This window comes from Novosphingobium naphthalenivorans NBRC 102051 (assembly GCF_001590985.1).
GTDB lineage: Bacteria > Pseudomonadota > Alphaproteobacteria > Sphingomonadales > Sphingomonadaceae > Novosphingobium > Novosphingobium naphthalenivorans.
The window spans coordinates 1-8,056 of the sequence record NZ_BCTX01000126.1; the positions used below are offsets into that span (position 1 = coordinate 1).

Genomic DNA, 8,056 nt, shown 5'->3' on the forward strand with positions numbered 1-8,056 from the left:
CCGTGCGCGCCGCCGTGTCGAACCGCAGGCAGCCCGCTTCCAGCACAGGTTGCGCGCGCGGGCCGGGGCGGCGGAGCAACGCGCGAATGCGCGCGGCCAGTTCATCGATCTCGACAGGCTTGACGACATAATCGTCGGCGCCGGCGTCAAGCCCCGTGACCCGGTCCTCCAGCGCGCCGCGCGCGGTCTGGATGATCGCGGGCGGCATTTGCCGATACTGGCGACGGTTCGCCAGCCAGGCGACGCCATCGCCGTCCGGCAGGCCGAGATCGAGTATGATCGCGTCATAGACCGCGCCACCCAGTGCGCTGTCCGCATCGGACAGGGTCGTGGCGATGTCGCACGAAAAGCCCCGGCGCTGAAGGCCGTCCGCAACCAGCTTCGCCAGCCGGTCATTATCCTCTATGACAAGAACGCGCATCTATGCCGGCTTTCCTAGCACGATCCCGCCTCAATTCCCGCCCTGCAATCTGACCAGTCCCGCGCGGGGATCGAAAGAGGCCGTCTCAATCCCGGTCATTATCCTCGCCTTGAACGGCTGTTCCACCTTCGATTTCATGCCCTTGCTTTGCCTCGCCGTGCGACTGCGCACTGAACGCCGCGGAATCGTAGCGCAGGATGCCAAACACCGTCATCCCGATCACCAGGACGGCCAGCAGCACCGCGACGACGGCCGGCCGACGGGCATCGTGGGCGCCAGGGTGCAGAGCGACGCTCTTGCGGCCAGTAACCATGGCGCGCGCGAGATTTTCGCGGGTGAAGACGGACATCAGGACCACCGCTGCGACATGAACGCCGATGAGCGCCAGCAGGCCATAGGCAATCGCCTCATGAAGATCCTCGTCGGCCTGCCCCGCGTCGACCTGGATGCCGGTCCACAGCACCGCGCCGGTTGCAATGAGCATGGCCAGAACAGCGAGCGCCCCCAGCGGATTGTGCCCGATCGTGCGTTGTGGATGACCCGTCACAAGTTCCCGGACGTGGGACAGAAGGCGTGACGGTCGCACGAAATTGGCAAAACGCGCATGCTCGCCGCCGATAAACCCCCAGACAAGACGAAAGACAAGCAGGACAGCGGCGGTCCAGCCTGCCGCCATGTGCCAGTCCGCGATTCCGCTGTCTCCTTCCGAGGACAAAAAGGCAATCGTGATCGCCGCGACCAGCAGCCAGTGGAAAAGCCTGAGCGGGGCATCCCAAACCCTGAAACTATCACTGTAGCTCGTTTTTGCCATGAGCATCATTTGTCTCCTTGGCCTTTGGCCATAAGAGAGATTGCTGACGGCGCGCTGACGAACGCGGGGCAGCGATCACGTCAGACAGCCGCTCCGAACAGGCTGCCCACGCCTGCCGTCAACGCCATCGCCAGGGCGCCCCAGAACGTGACGCGGACGATCGACCGCATGACAGGGGCCCCGCCCGCCTTCGCGCCAAGCGCCCCGAGCAGCACGAGGCACAGAAGCGAAACGGCGACGACGAGCGGTATCAATTGCTGTCCCGGCGCGGCGGCAACCACCGCCAGCGGCATGATCGCCCCGGCGCTGAACGTCGCGGCGGATGTGAATGCCGCCTGCAACGGCCGCGCCGTGGATATGTCGGAAATTCCCAGCTCATCGCGGGCATGCGCCCCAAGCGCATCGTCCGCCATGAGCTGGTCGGCAACCTTGAGCGCAAGATCGGGGTCCAGGCCGCGCGCCATATAGATGTCCGCCAGTTCCTGCCGCTCGAGCCCGGGCTGCGTTGTCAGTTCCGCCGTTTCGCGGGCGAGGTCCGCCTTCTCGGTATCGGCCTGCGAGCTGACCGAGACATATTCGCCGGCGGCCATCGACATGGCGCCGGCGACAAGCGCCGCGATGCCGGCAACGAGGATGCCTGATCGGTCCGTTCCCGAAGCGGCGACGCCGACAATGAGGCTTCCTGTGGAAACGATACCGTCATTGGCGCCAAGGACCGCCGCGCGGAGCCAGCCGATACGTGATACCGCATGTCGTTCGGGGTGAGCGTGCAAGCGGGTCATGGGTCCTCCAGCCAAGGGTCGGCACAAGACCATGACCGCATTTGCTGACCAGCTCCTGACGCAATGTGATTTCCGGCGCTAATTGAAATGGAAAGGCAGGACGCAATCGAGCGTTCCCACGCCGAGACTTTCAGGCGGGCGCGGAAAGGGCGCCGCCAGGCGAACCGTGCGAAGGGCGAGCCGGTCAAGCTGCGCATTGCCGCTGGATTGCGCGAGCGAGATCTCGCGCAAGGCGCCGTCAGCACCGATGGAAAAATTAATCAGCGCCTCACCCTCAAGATGAAGGCCCGCCGGGCGTCTGGCGGCAATCCATTCCCACAACCGCCGAAGATAGGCCGCACGCGCAGTGCTGAGCGTTGATGACGCAGCCTGCGGCGAAGCAGGTTGGGGATGCGGCATGTCGACGTTCATGCGGGCAGGCAAGGGCGACGGTGCGACAGGTAGCGTCAAGGCAGCCTGATCGGAGGCAGGCCGGTCGGGCGACGCCTGCGGCCCTTGCCGCGCGCGTGTCGCTGGCGTTGTACTGGGGGGCGTCAGCTGATTTGCCGGTCTGGGGGCGGCTTTCGGCCGGCGGGCAGACGGCTGTTCGGTTTCGAGCGAAGGCAGCGTCATGATCGTGACCGTGCGGGGTTCCTCCCGCCTTTCGGGGATTAGACGCGGACTGTGGCTCCACAGGCCATAGGCCGCAAGAACACCCGCATGCAGGGCAAGCGACACGAGGAACCCGAAAGCCCTCGTATCGCTCGCCTGGGCCAGCCGGTATGCTGGACTGGCGGCCATGCCTCAGAATTTCGCAGTCAGGCCGATGTTGAAGGAGCGGCCACGACCAGGCACCGGCCGCAAGTCGCCGGTCGCCTTGTAATCGCCGAGCGACATGCCGCCCAGCGGCAGATCATAGCCCTTGTCGAACAGGTTCTGGACATCCAGGCCCAGCCGGTAATTGCCCCAGGCATAGCCGGTCCGAAGATTGACGAGCGCATAGTCGTCCGTTCGGGGTTCGTTGCGCGTGGCGTCGACCCGGTTCTTGTCCGCCACGACCGTCAGTTCGACCGCGCTCTCCCAGCCCCCGAGCCGATGCTCCAGCGCAAACGTCGCGTTGAACGGCATCTGATGGTAGAGCGACCCGCCGTCGTCCAGATTGCGCCCGCGCAACCAGCTTGCCGTTGCGGTCAGTTTCGCCGTGCCGGCCGATGACGACTGCCACAGCGCAAGCGAACCCGAGACATCGACGCCATATAGCTCGGCTTCGCGGTTGGCGAACCGAAGCTGCACGAACCCCGTCGGCGTGCCCATCATATTGGTGAAATCGGCCAGCTTCACGACATCGATATAATCATGGACGCGCGTGTAATAGGGTGCGATCCTGAGCGTCCAGCCATTGGCGCCGGCGCCTTTCAGACTGACCGCGGCACTTATCGTATCAGCCCTTTCGGGCTTCAGGGTGGGATCGCCGACATAGCCGTTGCCATCACCGAACCAGCCGATCATCCGGCTCGACATCGAACCGCGTCCCCAGCTGTAGCGCTCATAGACGCCCGGTGAACGGCTCTTGCGCGCATAGCCCAATTCGAGCGTCGCCTGATCGCTCGGCGCATAGCGGACAAGGGCCGTGGCGCTCCAGTTGCTGTCATGCCGTTTGCGATCCGCGGCGTTGAACGCGGTGGCCGCCATCGCGTCGGCCATATTCATCATCGAGGTGGAATAGGGCTGGACCTCGCCGGTGTTCATCCAGACCTGATCGTTGCGCACGCCGACCAGCGTGGTGAGCTGCGGCGTCCACTTCGCCTCCCATTCGGCAAAGGTGCCAAGCCGGTCGCGCTTCGCGCCGTTCACATTGATATAGGTGTTGGGCCCCATCATCATGTGGCCCGCGACCGCCGGCCAGTAATCATTGAGCCATTGGTGGTGGAATTCGCTCCCGAGACGCAGCGTGTCGCGATTGGACAGCATAATGTCGCCCTTGAGCGTATAGCCGGCGCTATGAACCTCGGTGTTCATGGGCATGCCGCCGGTCGCGGTGCCGCCCTTGTCCGCCAGGAAGTTCATCCGATGATCGGTGTCGCGATAGAAGGCGCGCAGGTCCAGATCGCCCCAGTCGAAGGCGCCCTTCCAGTGACCGTTCAGATACCAACTCTTGTTGGATGTCATGTCCATATACTGGTTGGGAAAGCCCTCGTACGGCGAGAAATGGTAGCCGCCCTTCAGTTCGAACAGCCCGATATCGGTCTGCGCGGCCAGGCTCAGCGCATGGTCCGTCTTCTTGTATTCAGTCGAACGGACGGTGCCGTCACGGCCGCCGCCCTTGTAATTGTCGGACTGGGTGAAGGAACCGGCATAGCTGAGGCTGAGCCGGTCGCTTGCCGCCGTGATCGAAAGTGCGCCGCCGAAGCCGTCGCCGTTACTGCGGTAGAAGGTGGACAGTTCGCCCGTCAGCAATCGTTTGCCCGCCTTGGCGAAGCGCGGTGTCAGGGTTTCCACCGAAATCGCGCCGCCGATGCTGTCACCGCCCATGCTGACCGGCGTCACGCCCGTGATGACGCTGATCGCGTCGATCGTCTGCGGATCGGTGTAGGACAAAGGCGGGTTCATCGCATTCGTGCAGGCGATGTCGATCGGCACGCCGTCGACCAATATGGTCAGCCGCTGGCTTTCGAGGCCCCGGATCACCGGCAGGCTGGAAAAGCCACCGGCGCCGAAGCTGCTGCCCCCCGGCAGGCGGCCGATCAGCGCCGCCGTATCGCTTGTTCCCGATTGCAGGGGTGCGACCTTGTCACGCAAAAGGATCTCGGACGACACGGGACCGGCAGGGCGATCCTCGGAATCGATCCCGATGGACGGAAGAACCTGTGTATCCTGCGCAAAGGCACTCGCGGCCGACAGGCCATAGAATATTGCAGCCGCGCTCGCGGCTTTGGAAATGACAGACATGGATGGATCCTGATCCGGGCGCGCGGCGGTCCGCGCGCCGTTGAAAACGAACGGCGAAAGGGATCAGGCGGCTGTTGGCGGTCCTATTGGCGGAGGCCGCAGAAATGGCGAGGCACCGGGCAGGGCGAAAGATAGGCCAAGAAAGCCCATCGCCAGGATGAAGGCAATGGCGAGCGCCAGCAGGATCGGGTCGGCGGCGGCGAGCGCCGGCGACGACAGACCCGAGAAAGCGCAAGGCATGTCGGCCTGCTTGTGATCCGCGGGATCATGATCGCCGGACCTGCCCGGAAGCTCCATCATGACCGTTTGCGGACCCTGGCCCGAGCAGAGCTGGACCAATATCGTACCCGAAGAGACGGTCGGCATGAACCCGGCCGGCACCAGCACCTTCAGCATGAGCGCGGCCCCGGCCAGCCAGATGGCCAGCCAGCGATGCCGGGCAAGGAAGGAGCGGATCATGGTCACGGGAGCGGTCTTTAGAAATCGGTCCTGCTGATGTCGAGGTGACAAGTCGGATTTTTTCGCATACATCGCCTTGACTTAGCGCATCGCGAACAGCTCCTGATGGAAACGTTTCGCTACCGGAAAGCCCAGCGCGGCAAAGTCCCGGCGCAGCGTTTCACCAAATCCAAGGGGGCCGCAAAACCAGAGGCTCGCCTCCCGCCATTCCGGCACGGCGGCGCGTATTCGCTCGCCATCGAGGCGGCCATCGCGTGCATCGACCAGAACATGCAGGCGAATATGGGCAGCCGCCGCATCCGCTTGCAGCTTGCCCAGAGCCTCCTCGTCGACTTCGGCCGTGCAGTGGAAGAGATCAATCTCCGCGCGCGCGCCTTCGGGACTCTGGGCCAGATACTTCATGCGGGCGATGAACGGCGTGATACCGATCCCGCCACCGATCCAGATCTGACGGGCGCTATCATCGTCGAATGTGAAGCATCCATAAGGCCCCTCGATCCTGATCTCCTGGCCGACATGGAGTTTTTCGGGCAGGCGCCGCGTATGATCCCCCAGTCCCTTGGTGATGAAGGTGATCCGCCGCTCATCCTCGCGCCAGGCGGACGCGATGGTATAGGGATGCGGCCCTTCGGCCGGGTCCGACACGGCAAAGGCGAACTGGCCGGGTCGGTGGCCGGGCCACCCCTCCCCCATGTCGACGATGGTCTCGAGCGCCCGCACGCCCGGATAATGGTGGATGGCGGCAATCCTGCCCGGCACCTGCCGGTCCCGGCCTGCGCGGCGCGACAGAATGAGGATCGCCGCCCCGGTGCCGCAAGCAAGCAGCGCCGCCAGCGTGAGGCCGTACGGAGACAGCCAGTAGCTGAACGTCGTCAGGATCACGGCATGAAAGACCAGCACGAGATAGGCCAGCGCCAGAAGCCGATGCGTTCGATAGAAGAAGCGGTAGGGAATGCGCTGGATGAGCGCGACGGCGATCAGCGCAACCACGGCATAAAAGGCCCACTCGCCCAGACCCTCCGCCGTGTGGCGGAGACTGGCGAACAGGGCCTCGACAGGATTGCTTGCGGGCGGTTGCGGGCCACGCGACGGTCGTTCGAGCCAGCCCCACCCCACGGCCCATTTCGGACCCTTCGCCCACAGCCAGTGCGCGATGGCCGTGACCAGTGCCGCGATGCCGAGCCATTTGTGGAGACGATACATCTTGTCCAGTCCGCCCAGCCCATGTTCGGGCCAGCGGGGGCGGATGGCGAGCATCATCGCGACGCTCATGCAGGCGATCGCCAGCGCGCCGCTATACTGCACCGCCGCGCTGCGGATCGCGAAAAAGCCGGACGACCGGAATATGGACAGGTCCGCAAGAAGCCACAACATGGTGACCAAGGCGGCCAGGCCCCAGAATGTCAGTCGCAGGTTGCGCATTTCGATCCTTGTCCGGCCCTTGCGTCAATTGTTCCCTTCGCCCTGTAGCGATCGGCCCAGCTGTGGGATTGATTTCGGACAAGAAGGCAGAACCCCTTGCTCGGCGCATGCGAACATCGCCGACAAGTCTGACGAAAGCCTGACGAGCATTACCCAAATTCGATAGTGTCAGGCCTCGCAGCGTGACATATTTCACGAAATGGGTGCACCATCGGCAGCATAGGTCCGGCTCCGGTCGTATTCGTGGTCGCCCGCTTCGTCGACAAGATAGCCGGACACTTCTTCGGCGTAGTCCGCTTCAAGCACTCCTGTAGCACTCGGAATCAGACGAACACCGAAACCGTTGGCAAAGAGAAGGCGATCTGCCTCCTTCATTGCTGCAAACTGGTCATGTGCGGTCACGCCCAGTTTGACGCGCACGGTGGCATAGACGTGAACGAAATGGGTTGGCGCAGACATGCTGATCTCCCTTTGAGGCATTGGAATGATCGCGGGTGACAGGCCCAGATGCCTTGGCGCACGGCCGACATCGTCAGCCCCGATCGAGGCCGAAGTCATCAGCGGGGTTCGATGACGTCCCGCAATATAGTGCTGAGGGCATCATTGATCGCGTAAAGCACACCGCTATGGGCAGTGTCGCCCATGCCGTCGAGATAGAGATCCGGGATTAGATTGTTGACTGCATGCGTCGCATCATCAACGAGTTGATCGAATTCGTCCTCGGTCATGGGGCTATTCCTGACCAGGAGATGCGGACAGGCTCTCAACCTGTATCCGGAAGGTGGCGCCATCATTGAGCGTCAACCCGATCTCGACACCGTCTTCATTTTCACAGCTGGAGAGGATTTCCACGTCAGCACGGGTTCCATGCACAGCCGAGACGATATGATGGTGGTGATCCCCTGACGGCCGCCCTCCCACGTCGCATGCCTGCATGTGGGTCTCGAGCAACTCGCACAGCACTGCGGCGACTGTGCATGCTTTCGTCATGGACGATCCGTCAGTCATCTGCGTGCTCCATCCTGTCGTCAAAGAAGGTGCCGTCGTTGCCGAGCGCGGTGAGTTCAGCCTGCAGGGCATGGGGTGGGACATCGTCGGCGGATGTGATGGCGAAGGCGCCAACCATGTCACCGAAGTCCATTTCCTCGCCGATACGGGCGAGGCTCATGGTCGAGAGGCGATCCTCATCGCTGTCATGCATCAACAGCGTGACGCCAATAGTCACCTTTCGGA

The 8,056-nt window shown here is 63.4% G+C and carries 11 protein-coding genes; all 11 read right to left on the reverse strand.

Translation table 11 applies throughout. From position 1 onward, the window contains the following. Positions 1-421 (reverse strand): response regulator (locus NN5_RS23140; RefSeq protein WP_157081298.1); only part of this gene is annotated, 421 nt, incomplete at its 3' end. An 85-nt stretch (positions 422-506) separates the two neighbouring features. Next, positions 507-1,238, reverse strand: a complete 732-nt coding sequence (locus tag NN5_RS23145) for a cytochrome b/b6 domain-containing protein (protein WP_245656672.1) — start codon at positions 1,236-1,238, stop codon at positions 507-509. Between the two features lie 74 nt (positions 1,239-1,312). After that, on the reverse strand, positions 1,313-2,014 hold the full coding sequence (locus NN5_RS23150) for a VIT1/CCC1 transporter family protein (RefSeq protein WP_020819427.1): 702 nt from the start codon (positions 2,012-2,014) through the stop codon (positions 1,313-1,315). A gap of 78 nt (positions 2,015-2,092) precedes the next feature. After that, the gene (locus NN5_RS27080) at positions 2,093-2,794 is read right to left on the reverse strand and encodes an energy transducer TonB family protein (protein WP_021224255.1); all 702 of its coding nucleotides are present in this window, start codon (positions 2,792-2,794) and stop codon (positions 2,093-2,095) included. Positions 2,795-2,797: 3 nt separating this feature from the next. Next, positions 2,798-4,942, reverse strand: a complete 2,145-nt coding sequence (locus NN5_RS23160; RefSeq protein WP_020819425.1) for a TonB-dependent receptor — start codon at positions 4,940-4,942, stop codon at positions 2,798-2,800. 63 nt (positions 4,943-5,005) lie between these two features. Continuing rightward, positions 5,006-5,401: a hypothetical protein gene (locus NN5_RS23165; protein ID WP_020819424.1), complete on the reverse strand. Its 396-nt coding sequence runs from the start codon at positions 5,399-5,401 to the stop codon at positions 5,006-5,008. An 81-nt stretch (positions 5,402-5,482) separates the two neighbouring features. Continuing rightward, a complete protein-coding gene (locus NN5_RS23170) occupies positions 5,483-6,823 on the reverse strand; it encodes a ferredoxin reductase family protein (RefSeq protein WP_020819423.1) in 1,341 nt (446 codons plus the stop codon). A 192-nt stretch (positions 6,824-7,015) separates the two neighbouring features. Beyond that, the gene (locus NN5_RS23175; RefSeq protein WP_020819422.1) at positions 7,016-7,381 is read right to left on the reverse strand and encodes a hypothetical protein; all 366 of its coding nucleotides are present in this window, start codon (positions 7,379-7,381) and stop codon (positions 7,016-7,018) included. Then, on the reverse strand, positions 7,381-7,551 hold the full coding sequence (locus tag NN5_RS26120; protein WP_020819421.1) for a hypothetical protein: 171 nt from the start codon (positions 7,549-7,551) through the stop codon (positions 7,381-7,383). The genes NN5_RS23175 and NN5_RS26120 overlap by 1 nt, the downstream gene beginning before the upstream one ends. 4 nt (positions 7,552-7,555) lie before the next feature. Further along, positions 7,556-7,831: a hypothetical protein gene (locus NN5_RS26125; RefSeq protein ID WP_025160948.1), complete on the reverse strand. Its 276-nt coding sequence runs from the start codon at positions 7,829-7,831 to the stop codon at positions 7,556-7,558. Continuing rightward, positions 7,824-8,056: hypothetical protein (locus NN5_RS23185; RefSeq protein WP_169801046.1), on the reverse strand; the 233-nt coding region annotated here is incomplete at its 5' end. The genes NN5_RS23185 and NN5_RS26125, both read right to left, overlap by 8 nt.

What these genes read in the sequence shown, in the direction of transcription:
- NN5_RS23145 (WP_245656672.1), bottom strand. Translation starts at nt 1,238, where the DNA reads ATGCTCATGGCAAAAACGAGCTACAGTGATAGTTTCAGGGTTTGGGAT.
- NN5_RS23150 (WP_020819427.1), bottom strand. Translation starts at nt 2,014, where the DNA reads ATGACCCGCTTGCACGCTCACCCCGAACGACATGCGGTATCACGTATC.
- NN5_RS27080 (WP_021224255.1), bottom strand. Translation starts at nt 2,794, where the DNA reads ATGGCCGCCAGTCCAGCATACCGGCTGGCCCAGGCGAGCGATACGAGG.
- NN5_RS23160 (WP_020819425.1), bottom strand. Translation starts at nt 4,942, where the DNA reads ATGTCTGTCATTTCCAAAGCCGCGAGCGCGGCTGCAATATTCTATGGC.
- NN5_RS23165 (WP_020819424.1), bottom strand. Translation starts at nt 5,401, where the DNA reads ATGATCCGCTCCTTCCTTGCCCGGCATCGCTGGCTGGCCATCTGGCTG.
- NN5_RS23170 (WP_020819423.1), bottom strand. Translation starts at nt 6,823, where the DNA reads ATGCGCAACCTGCGACTGACATTCTGGGGCCTGGCCGCCTTGGTCACC.
- NN5_RS23175 (WP_020819422.1), bottom strand. Translation starts at nt 7,381, where the DNA reads ATGACTTCGGCCTCGATCGGGGCTGACGATGTCGGCCGTGCGCCAAGG.
- NN5_RS26120 (WP_020819421.1), bottom strand. Translation starts at nt 7,551, where the DNA reads ATGACCGAGGACGAATTCGATCAACTCGTTGATGATGCGACGCATGCA.
- NN5_RS26125 (WP_025160948.1), bottom strand. Translation starts at nt 7,831, where the DNA reads ATGACTGACGGATCGTCCATGACGAAAGCATGCACAGTCGCCGCAGTG.